This window comes from Streptomyces sp. NPDC050842 (genome assembly GCF_044456565.1).
Taxonomy (GTDB): domain Bacteria; phylum Actinomycetota; class Actinomycetes; order Streptomycetales; family Streptomycetaceae; genus Streptomyces.
In genome coordinates, this window is the sequence record NZ_JBITGA010000007.1 from 18,524 (window position 1) to 34,491 (window position 15,968).

The 15,968-nt window shown below is 71.2% G+C and carries 16 protein-coding genes; 8 read left to right on the forward strand and 8 right to left on the reverse strand.

Features of this window, described 5'->3' with window-relative positions:
* Nucleotides 1–32: 32 nt before the first annotated feature.
* Nucleotides 33–746 carry a FadR/GntR family transcriptional regulator gene (locus ACIBG6_RS23760; protein ID WP_399225021.1) on the forward strand — a complete coding sequence of 238 codons (714 nt, stop codon included), beginning with the start codon at nucleotides 33–35 and terminating at the stop codon, nucleotides 744–746.
* Here the strand turns inward: ACIBG6_RS23760 and ACIBG6_RS23765 are convergent.
* The 3 genes from ACIBG6_RS23765 to fabG all read right to left on the reverse strand — a co-directional run bounded on the left by ACIBG6_RS23765 (nucleotide 691) and on the right by fabG (nucleotide 2,752).
* Entirely contained in the window at nucleotides 691–1,101 is a 411-nt protein-coding gene (locus tag ACIBG6_RS23765) for a hypothetical protein (RefSeq protein ID WP_399224551.1), read from the reverse strand. The two genes, ACIBG6_RS23760 and ACIBG6_RS23765, sit on opposite strands and share 56 nt — an antisense overlap.
* A 150-nt stretch (nucleotides 1,102–1,251) precedes the next feature.
* Nucleotides 1,252–2,028 (reverse strand): enoyl-ACP reductase FabI, encoded by a 777-nt coding sequence (gene fabI / locus ACIBG6_RS23770; protein WP_382869107.1) that lies wholly within the window; start codon nucleotides 2,026–2,028, stop codon nucleotides 1,252–1,254.
* A 4-nt stretch (nucleotides 2,029–2,032) separates the two neighbouring features.
* On the reverse strand, nucleotides 2,033–2,752 hold the full coding sequence (fabG, locus tag ACIBG6_RS23775) for a 3-oxoacyl-[acyl-carrier-protein] reductase (RefSeq protein ID WP_399224552.1): 720 nt from the start codon (nucleotides 2,750–2,752) through the stop codon (nucleotides 2,033–2,035).
* A gap of 270 nt (nucleotides 2,753–3,022) precedes the next feature.
* Here fabG and ACIBG6_RS23780 point away from each other — a divergent pair, with 270 nt between their 5' ends.
* Genes ACIBG6_RS23780 through tyrS form a run of 3 tightly spaced genes read left to right on the forward strand, consistent with a single transcriptional unit; the run spans nucleotide 3,023 to nucleotide 7,261 of the window.
* Nucleotides 3,023–4,546: a TldD/PmbA family protein gene (locus ACIBG6_RS23780; RefSeq protein WP_399224553.1), complete on the forward strand. Its 1,524-nt coding sequence runs from the start codon at nucleotides 3,023–3,025 to the stop codon at nucleotides 4,544–4,546.
* Nucleotides 4,543–5,934 (forward strand): metallopeptidase TldD-related protein, encoded by a 1,392-nt coding sequence (locus ACIBG6_RS23785; protein WP_399224554.1) that lies wholly within the window; start codon nucleotides 4,543–4,545, stop codon nucleotides 5,932–5,934. The genes ACIBG6_RS23780 and ACIBG6_RS23785 overlap by 4 nt, the downstream gene beginning before the upstream one ends.
* Before the next feature lie 52 nt (nucleotides 5,935–5,986).
* Nucleotides 5,987–7,261 carry a tyrosine--tRNA ligase gene (gene tyrS / locus ACIBG6_RS23790; protein ID WP_399224555.1) on the forward strand — a complete coding sequence of 425 codons (1,275 nt, stop codon included), beginning with the start codon at nucleotides 5,987–5,989 and terminating at the stop codon, nucleotides 7,259–7,261.
* Nucleotides 7,262–7,341: 80 nt separating this feature from the next.
* Here the strand turns inward: tyrS and ACIBG6_RS23795 are convergent, their stop codons facing one another.
* Nucleotides 7,342–7,617 carry a GlsB/YeaQ/YmgE family stress response membrane protein gene (locus ACIBG6_RS23795; protein ID WP_399224556.1) on the reverse strand — a complete coding sequence of 92 codons (276 nt, stop codon included), beginning with the start codon at nucleotides 7,615–7,617 and terminating at the stop codon, nucleotides 7,342–7,344.
* Between the two features lie 169 nt (nucleotides 7,618–7,786).
* Between ACIBG6_RS23795 and ACIBG6_RS23800 the strand changes: the two genes are divergently transcribed.
* Both ACIBG6_RS23800 and ACIBG6_RS23805 read left to right on the forward strand, forming a co-directional pair.
* The gene (locus ACIBG6_RS23800; protein ID WP_399224557.1) at nucleotides 7,787–8,131 is read left to right on the forward strand and encodes a DUF3099 domain-containing protein; all 345 of its coding nucleotides are present in this window, start codon (nucleotides 7,787–7,789) and stop codon (nucleotides 8,129–8,131) included.
* A gap of 182 nt (nucleotides 8,132–8,313) precedes the next feature.
* Entirely contained in the window at nucleotides 8,314–8,541 is a 228-nt protein-coding gene (locus tag ACIBG6_RS23805) for a hypothetical protein (RefSeq protein ID WP_399224558.1), read from the forward strand.
* 12 nt (nucleotides 8,542–8,553) lie between these two features.
* On the opposite strand, the gene moaA is transcribed toward ACIBG6_RS23805, so the two are convergent.
* The 3 genes from moaA to ACIBG6_RS23820 all read right to left on the reverse strand — a co-directional run bounded on the left by moaA (nucleotide 8,554) and on the right by ACIBG6_RS23820 (nucleotide 11,719).
* Nucleotides 8,554–9,543 (reverse strand): GTP 3',8-cyclase MoaA, encoded by a 990-nt coding sequence (moaA, locus tag ACIBG6_RS23810; RefSeq protein WP_399224559.1) that lies wholly within the window; start codon nucleotides 9,541–9,543, stop codon nucleotides 8,554–8,556.
* A 164-nt stretch (nucleotides 9,544–9,707) separates the two neighbouring features.
* Complete coding sequence (locus tag ACIBG6_RS23815; RefSeq protein ID WP_399224560.1) at nucleotides 9,708–11,348, reverse strand: cation acetate symporter; 1,641 nt, start codon at nucleotides 11,346–11,348, stop codon at nucleotides 9,708–9,710.
* Nucleotides 11,345–11,719, reverse strand: coding sequence for a DUF485 domain-containing protein (locus ACIBG6_RS23820; protein ID WP_399224562.1), 375 nt, complete (start codon nucleotides 11,717–11,719; stop codon nucleotides 11,345–11,347). The genes ACIBG6_RS23815 and ACIBG6_RS23820 overlap by 4 nt, the downstream gene beginning before the upstream one ends.
* Before the next feature lie 272 nt (nucleotides 11,720–11,991).
* Here ACIBG6_RS23820 and ACIBG6_RS23825 point away from each other — a divergent pair, with 272 nt between their 5' ends.
* The gene (locus ACIBG6_RS23825) at nucleotides 11,992–13,533 is read left to right on the forward strand and encodes a S8 family peptidase (RefSeq protein ID WP_399224563.1); all 1,542 of its coding nucleotides are present in this window, start codon (nucleotides 11,992–11,994) and stop codon (nucleotides 13,531–13,533) included.
* An 85-nt stretch (nucleotides 13,534–13,618) separates the two neighbouring features.
* Nucleotides 13,619–14,926 carry a CoA transferase gene (locus tag ACIBG6_RS23830; protein WP_399224564.1) on the forward strand — a complete coding sequence of 436 codons (1,308 nt, stop codon included), beginning with the start codon at nucleotides 13,619–13,621 and terminating at the stop codon, nucleotides 14,924–14,926.
* On the opposite strand, the gene ACIBG6_RS23835 is transcribed toward ACIBG6_RS23830, so the two are convergent.
* Nucleotides 14,916–15,959 (reverse strand): zinc-dependent alcohol dehydrogenase family protein, encoded by a 1,044-nt coding sequence (locus ACIBG6_RS23835; protein WP_399224565.1) that lies wholly within the window; start codon nucleotides 15,957–15,959, stop codon nucleotides 14,916–14,918. The genes ACIBG6_RS23830 and ACIBG6_RS23835 overlap by 11 nt on opposite strands.
* Between the last annotated feature and the right edge of the window lie 9 nt (nucleotides 15,960–15,968).

The window sequence follows — 15,968 nt, forward strand, 5'->3', positions numbered from 1 at the left end:
TGTCCAATCTCGAACGAATGGGACGGTACTCCATGGCCCTCGGCCACCCGCGGCGCGCAGGACTCTCCGATCAGGTGATCGCCGAGCTGCGGAACCAGATCACCTCCGGCGAGTGGCCGGTGGGTTCGCGCATCCCGACCGAGCCCGAGCTGGTCGAGCAGCTGGGCGTGGCCCGCAACACCGTGCGCGAGGCCGTCCGGGCGCTCGCGCACAACGGGCTGCTCGACATCCGCCAGGGCTCGGGGACGTACGTCATCGCCACCAGCGAGCTGGCGGGCGTCATGCACCGGCGCTTCGCCGGCTCCGACCCCCGGCACGTCGCGGAGCTGCGCTCGACCCTGGAGTCCGCCGCCGCCCGCTTCGCGGCGGAGCGGCGCACGGAGCGGGACCTGAAGCAGCTCGACGCGCTGCTCGTGCGGCGCGAGGAGGCGTGGGAGTCGGGTGACGCGGAGCGGTTCGTGACCGTCGACGCGGCCTTCCACCACGCGGTCGTCGCCGCCTCGGGCAACGACGTCCTCACGGAGCTCTACGCGGACCTGGGCGATCTCCTGCGGGACTGGCTGCGCGACGACGTGGGGCAGGAGCTGCGGCCGGAGAACCACATGGACCACGCGCGCCTGGTGGACGCGATCCGCGCGGGCGACGCCGAGCGGGCCGGCACGGAGGCGGCCGGCTACCCCTTCATGTGCCTCAAGAGCCCCGTCCCGGAGTCGGCTCCGGCTCCGGTTCCGCCGGCTGGTGCGTGACCCAGGCGGACCGGACCTCCTTCCAGCAGCGGCCGGTGACCTGGGCGTAGTCCGCGGGGCCGACGTCGACGGGGGCGCTGTCGGTGTCGACGTCCCACCACCGGTCGCACTCGACGTGGAGCCGGACGCGGTCGGTGTCGGGGTACGGGTTCTGGCAGTAGGCGGTGACGCGGGAGCCCTGGACGACGGTGCGGCAGGACGCCCCGAAGTTCTCCGGCTCCTCCGCCGCCGGGCCGGCGGCGGGGAGCTCCTCGGCCGGGGCGGGAGCGGCCCGCACCTCGGCGGCCACGGCGATCCCGGTGAGCAGAACGGCGACCGAGGCGAACGCGCCGAACCCGTTGCGTATCGCGCGCATGCCCGTACCTCCTCCCCGTCAGCAGCAGATCATCACGCTCTGCACCAGTCTGGGGTGATTCGCGCGACTTTTCGACTCGGGGACGGAAAAAGGCCCGCGCACCCGCCCCACCAGGGCAAACGCGCGGACCTTCGGCCGTACGGTGAGCGCTTACGCGCCGATCGCGTGCAGACCGCCGTCGACGTGGATGATCTCGCCCGTGGTCTTCGGGAACCAGTCCGAGAGCAGCGCGACGATGCCGCGGCCGGCCGGCTCCGGGTCCGAGAGCTCCCACTCCAGCGGGGAGCGGCTGTCCCACACGGCGGCCAGGTCGCCGAAGCCCGGGATGGACTTGGCGGCCATCGAGCCGAGCGGGCCCGCCGAGATCAGGTTGCAGCGGATGTTCTGCTTGCCCAGGTCACGGGCCATGTAGCGGCTGGTGGCCTCCAGGGCGGCCTTGGCCGGGCCCATCCAGTCGTACTGCGGCCAGGCGAACTTCGCGTCGAAGGTGAGGCCGACGACCGAGCCGCCCTCGCTCATCAGCGGCAGCAGCGCCATCGTCAGCGACTTCAGGGAGAAGGCGGAGACGTGCATGGCGGTGGCCACGGACTCGAACGGCGTGTTCAGGAAGTTGCCGCCGAGGGCGTCCTGGGGAGCGAAGCCGATCGAGTGGACGATGCCGTCGAGGCGGTCGCCCAGGTGCTCGCGGACCTGACCCTCCAGGCGGGCGAGGTGCTCGTCGTTCGAGACGTCGAGCTCCAGGACCTTGACCTTGTCGGGGTGGGGCAGCTTCTTGGCGATGCGCTCGGTCAGCGTCGGCCGGGGCCAGGCGGTGAGGATGATCTCCGCACCCTGCTCCTGGGCCAGCTTCGCGGCGTGGAAGGCGATGGAGGACTCCATCAGCACACCCGTGATCAGGATGCGCTTGCCCTCGAGAATTCCGCTCATGTGATCAGTGACCCATGCCCAATCCGCCGTCAACCGGGATGACGGCTCCAGTGATGTACGAGGCGTCGTCGGAGGCGAGGAACTTCACCGCGGCGGCGATCTCCTCCGGCTGCGCGTAACGGCCCAGCGGCACCTGGGACACGATGCCCGCGCGCTGCTCGTCGGTGAGGACCGCGGTCATGTCGGTGGCGACGAAACCAGGGGCGACGACGTTGAACGTGATGTTGCGCGAGCCGAGCTCACGCGCGAGGGAGCGGGCGAACCCGACCAGGCCGGCCTTGGAGGCGGCGTAGTTGGCCTGGCCCGCGGAGCCCAGCAGACCGACGACCGACGAGATCAGGACGACGCGGCCCTTCTTGGCCCGCAGCATGCCACGGTTGGCGCGCTTGACGACCCGGAAGGTGCCGGTCAGGTTGGTGTCGAGGACGGACGTGAAGTCCTCCTCCGACATGCGCATGAGGAGCTGGTCCTTCGTCACGCCGGCGTTGGCCACGAGGACCTCGACCGGACCGTGCTTCTCCTCGATCTCCTTGTACGCCTGCTCCACCTGCTCGGTGTCGGTGATGTCGCACCTGACGGGCAGGCAGCCCAGTTCGACCAGGGCGGCCGGCGGCTCGCCGGAGCGGTACGTGATCGCGACCTTGTCGCCGGCCTCGGCGAACGCGCGGGCGATGGCGAGGCCGATGCCCCGGTTTCCTCCGGTGACGAGAACCGAGCGGCTCAACGGATCACCCTTTCGATAGCGGTCTGGTAGCCGAAAACCTATCGGTATCGCTCCCGACATGAGGAATCGACCTCCGACAGTGGCGTAGGGGCGGCACTGTCGGATCCCTACAGCTCGGGGGCGGTACGGGTCCGGCCGGGAGAGCCCGGCGCGCGGCCCACGGGGGCCCTCTAATGGGCCTACCCGGCCGCCCTTCCCATGATTGACTTCCGGGACAGCTGAACCACCGTCTCCACCCCAGACTTCCGATCACTGAGAGCGAGGCCGCTCGTGGTCCATCAGATCGACCCTACGTTCGTCGCGCTGCCGCTCCGGGCGCTCGCCGACGCGGCGCTCGCCCGGGCGCGCGCGCTCGGCGCCGAGCACGCGGACTTCCGCCTGGAGCGGGTACGCAGCGCCTCATGGCGGCTACGGGACGCCAAACCCTCCGGTTCCTCGGACACCACCGACCTCGGCTACGCGGTGCGGGTGGTGCACGGCGGGGCCTGGGGCTTCGCCTCCGGGGTCGACCTGACCATGGACGGGGCGGCACGGGTCGCGTCGCAGGCCGTGGCCATGGCCAAGCTGTCGGCGAAGGTGATCGCCGCGGCCGGCTCCGAGGAGCGCGTGGAGCTGGCGCCGGAGCCGGTGCACGCCGAGCGCACCTGGGTCTCCTCGTACGAGATCGACCCCTTCTCCATCCCCGGCGAGGAGAAGAGCGCGCTGCTCGCCGACTGGAGCGCGCGACTTCTCGGGGCGGAGGGCGTGGCGCACGTGGACGCCTCGCTGCTCACCGTCCACGAGAACAAGTTCTACGCGGACACGGCGGGCACCGTCACGACGCAGCAGCGCGTCCGGCTGCACCCGCAGCTCACGGCGGTCGCCGTCGACGGGACGACCGGCGAGTTCGACTCGATGCGGACGATCGCGCCGCCGGTCGGGCGGGGCTGGGAGTACCTGACGGGCACCGGCTGGGACTGGGACAAGGAGCTGGACGAGATCCCGGCGCTCCTGGCCGAGAAGATGCGGGCGCCGAGCGTCGAGGCCGGGCGGTACGACCTGGTCGTGGACCCGTCGAACCTCTGGCTGACGATCCACGAGTCGATCGGGCACGCCACCGAGCTGGACCGGGCCCTCGGCTACGAGGCGGCCTACGCCGGCACCTCCTTCGCCACCTTCGACCAGCTCGGCAAGCTGGCGTACGGATCGTCGATCATGAACGTGACGGGTGACAGGACCGCCGAGCACGGGCTCGCGACCATCGGGTACGACGACGAGGGCGTCGAGGGGCAGAGCTGGGACCTGGTGAAGGACGGCACGCTCGTCGGCTACCAGCTGGACCGGCGGATCGCGAAGCTCACGGGCCTCGGCCGCTCGAACGGCTGCGCGTTCGCGGACTCCCCCGCGCATGTGCCGGTGCAGCGGATGGCGAACGTCTCGCTCCAGCCGGACCCGGGCGGTCTGTCGACCGAGGACCTGATCGGGGGTGTGGAGCGCGGGATCTACGTGGTCGGCGACCGTTCGTGGTCGATCGACATGCAGCGCTACAACTTCCAGTTCACCGGGCAGCGCTTCTTCCGCATCGAGAACGGCCGGCTGGCCGGGCAGCTGCGGGACGTGGCGTACCAGGCGACGACGACCGACTTCTGGGGCTCGATGGAGCAGGTCGGCGGCCCGCAGACGTACGTCCTCGGCGGCGCGTTCAACTGCGGCAAGGCCCAGCCGGGCCAGGTCGCCGCTGTCTCCCACGGCTGCCCCTCCGCCCTCTTCCGGGGTGTCAACATCCTCAATACGACGCAGGAGGCCGGTCGATGAGCCGCGTCAGCAAGCCGTACGAGATCGTCGAGCGGGCGCTTGAGCTGTCCCGTGCCGACGGGTGTGTCGTCATCGCCGACGAGGAGTCCTCCGCGAATCTGCGGTGGGCCGGGAACGCGCTGACCACCAACGGTGTCACGCGGGGCCGCACCCTCACCGTCATCGCGACCGTCGACGGCTCCCAGGGCACCGCCTCCGGTGTCGTCTCCCGGTCGGCCGTCACCGCCGACGACCTGGAGCCGCTGGTCCGGGCCGCCGAGGCCGCCGCGCGGGCCGCCGGGCCCGCCGAGGACGCCCAGCCGCTGGTCGAGGGCGTGCCCTCGTCCCCCGACTTCACGGACGCGCCGGCCGAGACCTCCTCCGCCGTCTTCGCCGACTTCGCCCCGGCGCTCGGCGAGGCCTTCGCCCGGGCCCGGGCCGGCGGCCGTGAGCTCTACGGCTTCGCCAACCACGAGCTGACCTCCACCTACCTGGGTACGTCGACGGGGCTGCGGCTCCGCCACGACCAGCCCAACGGGACCCTGGAGCTGAACGCCAAGTCCCCCGACCGATCGCGCTCCGCCTGGGCCGGGCGCTCGACGCGGGACTTCAAGGACGTCGACCCGGCCGCGCTCGACGCGGAGCTGGCGACGCGCCTCGGCTGGGCGGAGCGGCGCATCGAGCTGCCCGCCGGGCGGTACGAGACGCTGCTGCCGCCGACGGCCGTGGCCGACCTGCTCATCTACCAGCTGTGGTCGTCCACGGCCCGGGACGCGGTGGAGGGCCGTACGGTCTTCTCGAAGCCCGGCGGCGGCACCCGGCTCGGCGAGACCCTCTCCCCGCTGCCGCTGACCCTGCGCAGCGACCCGAACGAGCCGGGTCTGGAGTCCGCGCCGTTCGTGATCGCGCACTCCTCGGGCGACGACTCCTCCGTCTTCGACAACGGTCTGCCGGTCGGGCCGATCGACTGGGTGAAGGCGGGGAGCCTGGCCCACCTGATCACCACCCGGCACACCGCGGGGCTTACTCGGTTGCCCGTGGCGCCGGGGGCGGGGAACCTGATCCTGGACGGCGGCGGTGAGCGTTCCCTCGAGGAGATGGTGGCCTCGACGGAGCGCGGTCTGCTGCTGACCTGCCTCTGGTACATCCGCGAGGTCGACCCGGCGACGCTGCTGCTGACCGGTCTGACCCGGGACGGCGTCTACCTCGTCGAGAACGGCGAGGTCGTCGGCGAGGTGAACAACTTCCGGTTCAACGAGTCGCCGGTGGACCTGCTGTCGCGGGCCTCCGAGGCGGGCCGGACGGAGAAGACGCTGCCGCGCGAGTGGAGCGACTGGTTCACCCGGGCCGCGATGCCCGCCCTGCGGGTGCCGGACTTCAACATGAGCTCGGTCAGCCAGGGGGTCTGACCCACCTAGACTGAGTCGTCGTACCACCAACAACCTGAGGAGACTGACGGTCGTGACGGACATCGTCGACGAGCTGAAGTGGCGTGGGCTCTTCGCCCAGTCCACTGATGAGGACGCACTGCGCAAGGCTCTCGCGGACGGTCCCGTCACGTTCTATTGCGGTTTCGACCCGACCGCGGCCAGTCTCCACGTCGGTCACCTCGTGCAGGTGCTCACCGTCCGCCGGCTCCAGCAGGCCGGGCACCGGCCGCTGGCGCTGGTCGGCGGGGCCACCGGCCAGATCGGTGACCCGCGGCCGACGGCCGAGCGCACCCTGAACGACCCCGAGACGGTCGCGAACTGGGTGAACCGGCTGCGTTCGCAGATCGAGCCCTTCCTCTCCTTCGAGGGGGAGAACGCGGCGGTCATGGTGAACAACCTGGACTGGACCGCCGGTCTTTCGGCGATCGAGTTCCTGCGGGACATCGGCAAGCACTTCCGGGTCAACAAGATGCTGACCAAGGACTCCGTCGCCCGGCGTCTGGAGTCCGAGCAGGGCATCAGCTACACGGAGTTCAGCTACCAGCTGCTCCAGGCCATGGACTTCCTGGAGCTGTACCGCCGCTACGGCTGTGTGCTCCAGCAGGGCGGCTCGGACCAGTGGGGCAACCTGGTGGCCGGTCTCGACCTGATCCACCGCCTGGAGCCGGGTGCGGACGTGCACGCGCTCGCGACGCCGCTGATGGTCAAGGCGGACGGCACCAAGTTCGGCAAGACCGAGGGCGGGGCCGTCTGGCTGGACCCGGAGATGACCACGCCGTACGCGTTCTACCAGTTCTGGCTGAACGTCGACGACCGGGACATCTCGACGTACATGCGGATCCTCTCCTTCAAGTCCCGCGAGGAGCTGGAGGAGCTGGAGCAGCAGACCGCCGAGCGGCCGCAGGCGCGGGCCGCCCAGCGGGCGCTCGCCGAGGAGCTCACCACGCTCGTGCACGGCGCCGGGCAGTGCGCGGCCGTCATCGACGCCTCGAAGGCGCTGTTCGGGCAGGGCGACCTGGCCGAGCTGGACGGGGCGACGCTCGCCGCCGCGCTGTCCGAACTGCCGCACGCGCGCGTCACCGAGCTCGGTCAGGTCGTGGACCTGTTCACCGAGGTCGGGCTCGCGCCGAGCAAGTCGGGTGCGCGCCGCACGGTGAAGGAGGGCGGGGCGTACGTGAACAACGTGAAGGTCACCGCCGAGGACGCCGAGGTGTCGGCGGAGGACCTGCTGCACGGCCGCTGGCTGGTGCTGCGGCGCGGCAAGAAGAACCTGGCGGCGATCGAGTTCGCCGCTGCGGAGGGCTGACCGCGCCTGCCCCGCACGCCGGGAGGCCCCGGTACGTCACGTGATGTGCCGTACCGGGGCCTCCCGGTTTCACGGGTGCGTCACGCCCGCTGTTTGTTGCCCTTGATCGAGGCCCAGACCATGTCGCCCACGCCGACCACGGCGACGGCGCCGATCAGCTGGAGCAGGTGGCGGGTCCAGTCGATGCCCTTGGTGTCCTCGACACCGATCCAGGTCGCGACCGCGTTGCCGAGCACACTGCCGAGAATGCCGAACACGGTCGTCAGCCACAGCGGGATCTGCTGCTTCCCCGGCAGGATCGCCTTCGCGATCAGACCGAGGACGAATCCCACGATGATCGCCCACAACCAACTCATCGTCGCCTCCTTTTGCGCACGTGGGCCCAGTCTCGGCCCGTCCGCCAAACGGCGCATGTCGGACAGCGCCATCCGTGCCCCGGTCTCGTCGGCGCGAAGGGCCGGGCGTACGGTGGAAGCAGGTCCGGACCGGGGAGAGTCCGGCACGACCGTTGGGTGGTGGACGGCGATGCCGAAGCGCGGAGAGACCGAGGTCTTCCGGATCACGGGGGCCCGGCAAGGGCTCGCCGACGACGTCCGGGGGCGACAGCGGCGGTACATCATCTCGATGACCGTCCGAACGCTCTCCGTGATCGCCGCGGCGGTGCTGTGGAACATCGAACGGCACGTGGCGATCGTGGGGCTCGTGCTGGGGATCCTGCTCCCCTATATCGCCGTGGTCATCGCCAACGCGGGCAGGGAGTCGGCCCCGTCCCTTCCCTCCACCTTCGTACCGGCTCCGACGCGCCCCGCGCTCGATGCGGCGGAGGCGCCTGAGGGCGTCCGAGCGGAGACTCCGACCGGCCGGAACTGATCACGGACAGTGGCCGGAAACCTCAAGAAAAGCTCAGATCAATCATGAAGTTCCCGTGCACCTCACCCCATGTGCCGTGACATACTGCCTACGCGCTCCGCATCCCCCGTCGGAGCGACGGACCGATGCCGGGCAGCTCCCCCCGTGGCTGCCCGGCATCGCCCTTGCTGGACAATGATCAGGTGAGCGAAGAGAAGCCGATCTGTTCCGCCAAGGGCTGCCGCGCCGACGCCCTCTGGGTCCTCGCGTGGAACAACCCCAAGCTGCACACGCCCGAGCGGCGGAAGACCTGGCTCGCGTGCGACGAGCACCGCGAGCACCTCTCCCAGTTCCTGGGTGTACGGGGCTTCCTCAAGGACGTCGTCCCGCTGAGCGAGTGGGAGCCTACCGAGCAGTCCCCCGAGACCTGACGCCTCGCGGGGTCAGCCGCCGATCGCCGACATCGGGCGCTCGGGCTGGAGGAAGCTCGGGTCGTCGAGGCCCGAGCCGGCCTTCTTGCCCCACATGGCCTGCTTCCAGATCCGCGCGACCTCGTCGTCCGGGGCGTCCGAGCGGAGCGTGGCCCGCAGGTCCGTCTCCTCGGTCGCGAAGAGGCAGGTGCGGATCTGTCCGTCGGCGGTGAGCCGGGTGCGGTCGCAGGCCCGGCAGAACGGGCGGGTGACGGAGGCGATGACGCCGACCGTGTGCGGTCCGCCGTCGACGACCCAGCGCTCGGCGGGGGCGGAGCCGCGCTCGTCGGCGCCCTCGTCGGTCAGGGTGAAGCGGGTGCGCAGGGACTCCAGGATGTCGCCCGCGGTGATCATGCCGTCGCGCTTCCAGCCGTGCTGGGCGTCGAGCGGCATCTGCTCGATGAAGCGGAGCTCGTAACCCTCCGCGACCGCCCAGGCGAGCAGGTCGGGGGCCTCGTCGTCGTTGAGCCCGGGCATCAGGACCGCGTTGACCTTCACCGGGGTGAGGCCGGCGTCCCGCGCGGCGGCCATGCCGTCGATGACGTCCTGGTGACGGTCACGCCGGGTGAGGGTCTTGAAGACGTCGGGGCGCAGGGTGTCCAGGGAGACGTTGACCCGGTCCAGACCGGCGGCCTTGAGCGCGGTCGCGGTGCGCTTGAGCCCGATGCCGTTGGTCGTGAGGGACATCCGGGGGCGGGGTTCGAGGGCGGCGACGCGCTCGACGATCCCGACGAGGCCGGGGCGGAGCAGCGGCTCGCCGCCGGTGAAGCGGACCTCGGTGACGCCGAGGTCGGTGACGGCGATGCGGATCAGCCGGACGATCTCGTCGTCGGTGAGGAGATCCGGCTTCGCGAGCCACTGGAGGCCCTCTTCCGGCATGCAGTACGTGCAGCGCAGGTTGCACCGGTCGGTGAGCGAGACGCGCAGGTCGGTGGCGACCCTGCCGTAGGTGTCGATGAGCACTGTGGGCCCCCTCCCCGTCTTGCGGATACGTGTGGTTCGAGACTACGTGAGCCCGCGGACAACGAGCAGGGCAGATTGTCACGGGACCGGCACGGCCGCGTCGTAGAACCCTACGACGCGGCCGGCGGATCGCTGCGGAACGTATACGGCCCGTTGCGCTCCGGTCAGTGCTTGACCGCTGCGGCCACCCCGACGCCGGTGAGCGACTTGACCTCCAGCTCCGCGTACTTGCCGGCGTCCGGCTCCTCCTTGGAGAGGAGCGAGCCGAGCCAGCCGAGGAGGAAGCCGAGGGGGATGGAGACGAGGCCGGGGTTCTCCAGCGGGAACCAGTGGAAGTCCACGCCCTTGAACATCGAGGCCGGTCCGCCGGAGACGACCGGCGAGAAGAGGACGAGGACCACGGAGGAGATCAGTCCGCCGTAGATCGACCAGAGCGCGCCCTGGGTGGTGAAGCGCTTCCAGAAGAGCGAGTAGAGGATCGTCGGCAGGTTGGCCGAGGCGGCGACCGCGAAGGCGAGGGCGACCAGGCCGGCGACGTTGAGGTCGCGGGCGAGGGCGCCGAGCGCGATCGACACGATGCCGATGAGGACGGTCGACCAGCGGGCGGCCCGCATCTCCTCCTTCTCGGTGGCCTTCCCTCGCTTGATCACGTTCGCGTAGATGTCGTGCGCGAACGACGAGGACGAGGCGAGGGTCAGACCGGCGACCACGGCGAGGATCGTGGCGAAGGCGACGGCGGAGATGACGGCGAGGAGGATCGCGCCGCCGGTGGAGCCGGCACCGCCGCCGACTTCCAGGGCGGTGAGCGGGGCCGCCGTGTTGCCCGCCTTGTTGGACGCCTTGATGGTGTCGCCGCTGAGCAGGGCGGCGGCGCCGAAGCCGAGGACGATCGTCATCAGGTAGAAGGCGCCGATGATGCCGATGGCCCAGTTCACCGACTTACGGGCGGCCTTGGCGGTCGGCACCGTGTAGAAGCGGATCAGGATGTGCGGCAGGCCGGCGGTGCCGAGGACGAGGGCGATGCCGAGGGAGAGGAAGTCGAGCTTCGACAGGGCGCTGGTGCCGTACTTGAGGCCGGGCTCCAGGAAGGCGTCGCCCTTGCCGCTGTTGGTGGCGGCGGCGCCGAGCAGCTGCGAGAGGTTGAAGTCGAACTTCAGCAGGATGAGGAAGGTGATGAGGAGCGTGCCCGCGATGAGGAGGACGGCCTTCACCATCTGCACCCAGGTGGTGCCCTTCATGCCGCCGATCGTCACGTACACGATCATCAGGAGGCCGACGAGGGCGACGATCGCGATCTTTCCGCCGTCGCTGGTGATGCCGAGCAGCAGCGAGACGAGGACGCCGGCGCCCGCCATCTGGGCGAGCAGGTAGAAGATCGAGACGACGATGGTCGACGTGCCGGCGGCGGTCCTGACGGGCCGCTGGCGCATCCGGTAGGCGAGGACGTCGCCCATGGTGAAGCGGCCGGAGTTGCGGAGCGGCTCGGCGACCAGGAGCAGGGCGACGAGCCAGGCGACCAGGAAGCCGATCGAGTAGAGGAAGCCGTCGTAGCCGTAGAGGGCGATGGCGCCGCTGATGCCGAGGAAGGACGCGGCGGACATGTAGTCGCCGGAGATCGCGAGGCCGTTCTGGAAGCCGGTGAACTGGCCGCCGCCGGCGTAGAAGTCGGCGGCGCTGCGGGTCTGGCGGCCGGCCCAGACGGTGATGACCAGGGTGGCGACGACGAAGGCCCCGAAGAGGGCGATGATCAGCGGCCGGTGCTCGCTGGTGGCGTTGCCCGCCGCGAGCAGGACGGTGGTTCTCATGCGTCGCCCTCCATACGGTTCCGGATGACCTCGGCCCGGGGGTCGAGGCGGTTCGCGGCGTGCCGCGAGTAGAGCCAGGCGATGAGGAAGGTGGTCAGGAACTGACCGAGGCCCAGGACCAGCGCCACGTTGATGTTGCCGAAGAGCTTGGTGCCCATGAAGTCGCCCGCGTAGTTGGAGAGCAGCACGTAGAGCAGGTACCAGGCGATGAAGGCGAGGGTGAGGGGGAAGGCGAAGGAGCGGTACGTACGGCGCAGTTCGCCGAACTCCGCGCCTTCCTGCACCTCGACGAACTGCTCCGTCGTGGGCGGTACGGGACCGCGGTCGGTCTCCGTTCCGTTTCTGGGCGGCGGCGGTGCTTCGGTAGCCACGGAATCTCCTCGTGACGCGGGGACGGACGGCATGGTCAAGGGGGCCTCACCAGGGGGCGGGAACGGGGGCTCCGGGCGGAGCCCCTCCCCTGTCCAACGGCACGGAGCGGGAAGCGAAGTGGTTCACGCGGGGGATTTATTCGCACAGATCTTCATGAAGTCTTCTCAACTCATTGAAGGACCGGGAAGATCAGCGATAGCTTCACTCGTCATGCACCTGTCCGCGCGCAAACCCGCGCGGGGGCAGTACATACGGATGATGTGGAGAACCCATGGCTCATCTGGGATCGAGGCGCGGCCGAGCTCTTGCTCTGCCGGTTGGTCTCGCGCTCACGGCCTCGCTCGGCTTCCTTCCCTCCGGCGCCGCCTCCGCCGCGGAGCTGAGTGACGCCCCGGCCGCAGCCGTAGCGGCGACGAACGGGCCGAAGCTCTCGTACGTCGTCAACGTCGAGGGTGGCCGCTGGACCGCCGCCTCGGTGAAGAAGGCGATCGCCGCCGCGGGTGGCGAGGTGGTCATCTCGTACGACCAGATAGGCGTGATAGTCGTCCACTCGCAGAACCCCGAGTTCGCGAAGACGATCCGTCAGGCGCGCGGCGTGGTGTCGGCCGGTTCGACCCGTACCGCCCCCCTCTCCGTCCAGACCGACACCTCCGTCGACGAGGGCGCGCAGACGCTGACCGCGGCCGAGGCGAAGGCCGCCGCGGCCAACGCCACGGACGCGCAGGACCCGCTGGAGCCCCTGCAGTGGGACCTGCCCGCCATCAAGGCGGACAAGGCCCACCAGAAGACGCTGGGCAGCAAGCGCGTGACCGTCGCCGTCATCGACACGGGCGTCGACGACACGCACCCGGACCTGGCGCCGAACTTCGACGTCAAGGCCTCCGCCAACTGCGTGACCGGCAAGCCGGACACCACCGCCGGCTCGTGGCGCCCGAACCCGGGCGAGAGCGACCACGGCACGCACGTCGCCGGCACGATCGCCGCCGCCAAGAACGGCGTCGGCATCACCGGTGTCGCCCCGGGCGTCAAGGTCTCCGGCATCAAGGTGTCCACCCCGGACGGCTTCTTCTACACCGAGGCCGTGGTCTGCGGCTTCATGTGGGCGGCCGAGCAGGGCGTCGAGATCACGAACAACAGCTACTACACCGACCCGTGGATGTTCGCCTGCAAGAACGACGAGGACCAGAAGGCCCTCATCGAGGCGGTCACCCGTGCGACCCGCTACGCGGAGCGCAAGGGCACGGTCAACGTGGCGGCGGCCGGCAACTCGAAGTTCGACCTCGCGGCCGACTCGATCGTCGACAACAGCAGCCCGAACGACACCACGCCGGGCGACCGGGTCATCGACCCGAAGGAGTGCCTCGACTACCCGGCCATGTTGCCGGGCGTCGTCACGGTCTCCGCGACCGGAGCCAAGGACCTGAAGGCGTCCTACTCCAACTACGGTCTCGGCGTGATCGACATCGCCGCCCCCGGCGGTGACCGCACCGAGTACCAGACGCCGGACGCCCCGGCGGTCAACGGCCGCATCCTGTCGACCACGGTCAACGGCGGCTACAACTACAAGGCCGGCACGTCGATGGCCTCGCCGCACGCGGCGGGCGTCCTCGCGCTGATCAAGTCGACGCACCCCTACGCGTCCCCGGCGGCCCTCAAGGCGCTGCTGTACGCGCAGGCCGACGACCGCGCCTGCACCAACCCGTACGACATCGAGGGCGACGGCAAGATCGACGCCGTCTGCGAGGGTGGCAAGAACAAGAACGGCTTCTACGGGGCCGGTCTGATCGACGCGCTGGACGCCGTCCGCCGGTAGTCACCGCGTGTGCTTGACGGAGGGCCCTGGTGTGGTGTGCCACACCAGGGCCCTTTCACGTGGCACCGAGTGCCATAGTGCGGTCATGGACAACACGGTGCGCACCGGTACGGAGTGGTTGTGGTCGGCCCTCGGCGGCGATCCCGCCCTGGTGGACCGCGTGGAGTACGGCGGGACGTCCGGGCTGCTGCCCGCGCGGCTGCCCGTGTTGGATCTGGCCCGGGCCGCGGTCGCGGTCGCGGGGCTCGCGGCCGTCGAGCGGGCGGGGCTGCCGGGGCCCGTGCGGGTCGACGACGGGGCCGTCGCCACCGCGTTCGTGAGCGAGCGCCATCTGCGGGTCGACGGGCGGGCGCCGGTGAGCTTCGCGCCGCTGTCGCGGTTCTGGCGGACGTCGGACGGCTGGGTCCGTACGCACGCCAACTACCCGCACCACCGGGCGGCGTTGCTCGCCGCGCTGGGCGCCCCCGACTCCGTCGACGCGGTCGGCGCGGTCGCGGCGGCGATCGGCGAGCAGAGGTCCGTCGAGGTCGAGAGCGCGGTGTACGCGGCCGGGGGTCTGGCCGTCGCCCTGCGCACGCCCGCGGAGTGGGCGGAGCACGCGCAGGGCCGCGAGGTGGCGGCGCGGCCGCTGCTGACCCTGGAGCGGCTCGACGACGCCCCGCCGCGGCGCCGCTCGGGTCCCCTGCGGGTGCTCGATCTGACCCGGGTGATCGCCGGTCCCGTCGCGACCCGGACGCTGGCGCTGCTCGGCGCGGACGTGCTGCGGATCGATCCGCCGGGCAACCCCGAACTGCCGGACCAGCACGCGGACACGGACGTCGGGAAGCGGACCGCCGCCCTCGACCTGGACCGCCCGTCGGACCGCCGTACCTTCGACGAGCTGCTGGACGCGGCCGACGTCCTGGTCACCGGCTACCGCCCCGGCGCGCTCGACCGCTTCGACCTCGACCGGCCCGGCCTCGTGACCGCGCGGCTGTCGGCCTGGGGCGACTACGGCCCCTGGGGCGGGCGGCGCGGCTTCGACAGTCTGGTGCAGGTGGCGACCGGGATCGCCGTGACCGAGGGCTCGGCGGAGGAGCCGGGGGCGCTCCCGGCGCAGGCCCTGGACCACGGCACGGGCTATCTGCTCGCGGCGGCCGTGCTGCGCTCGCTGACCGAGCAGGACCGGGACGGCGGCACGCGGCTCGTACGGGTCGCGCTCGCGCAGACGGGGCATTGGCTGACGCATGGGCTGCCGCGGTACGAGCCCGGGCGGTACGTCACCGAGTCGGAGGGGCCGCTGGGACGCCTTCGGCACGCGCTGTCGCCGGTCGCGTACGAGGGCGGCCCGGCGGGCTGGTCACGCCCGCCGGGCGTCGCGGGGGCCGATACCCCTGTCTGGACTACGGCTTGACGAGGACCTTGAGCGCGGTGCGCTCGTCCATCGCCTTGTAGCCGCCCGGGACGCCGTCGAGGCCGACGGTCAGGTCGAAGACCGGGGACGGGTCGATGGTGCCGTCGAGGACGTCCGGGAGCAGTTCCGGGATGTACGCGCGGACGGGCGCGACGCCGCCGCGCAGCGCGATGTTCCGGTCGAACATCACGGAGAGGTCGAGCCCGGTGCCGCTGCCGTGCGGGACGCCGACGTAGCCGATGGAGCCGCCGTCGCGGGCGATGGCGACGGCCGTGCGCATGGACTGCTCGGTGCCGACGGCCTCGATGACGGCGTGGGCGCCCTGGCCGCCGGTGAGTTCGCGGACGGCGGCCTCGGCGGCCTCGCCGCGCTCCGCGACGACGTCGGTGGCGCCGAAGGCGCGGGCGATGTCGGTGCGGGCGGTGTGGCGGCCGAGGGCGATGATCCGCTCGGCGCCGAGGCGCTTGGCGGCGAGGACCCCGCAGAGGCCGACGGCGCCGTCGCCGACGACCGCGACGGTGGAGCCCCGCGTCACGCCCGCGCCGAGGGCGGCGTGGTGGCCGGTGCCCATGACGTCGGAGAGGGCGAGCAGCGCGGTCAGCAGGTGGTCGTCGGAGGCGGCGTCGGCGGGGAGCTTGACGAGGGTGCCGTCGGCGAAGGGGACGCGGACGGCCTCGCCCTGGCCGCCGTCGGAGCCGACCGAGCCCCAGAAGCCGCCGCGCGGGCAGGAGGTCTGGAGCCCCTCGGCGCAGTACTCGCAGGTGCCGTCGGACCAGACGAAGGGGGCGACGACGAGGTCGCCGGCGGCGAAGCCGGTGACGTCGGAGCCCGCGGCCTCGACGATGCCGAGGAACTCGTGGCCGATGCGCTGGCCGGGCTGCCGGGCGGACTCGCCGCGGTAGGCCCACAGGTCGCTGCCGCAGATGCAGGCGCGCAGGACGCGCAGGACGGCGTCGGTGGAGTCCTTGATCACCGGGTCGGGCACGTCCTCCACGCGCATGTCGAACGGGGCGTGGATGGTGGTGGCGCGCATGGGGGGCGG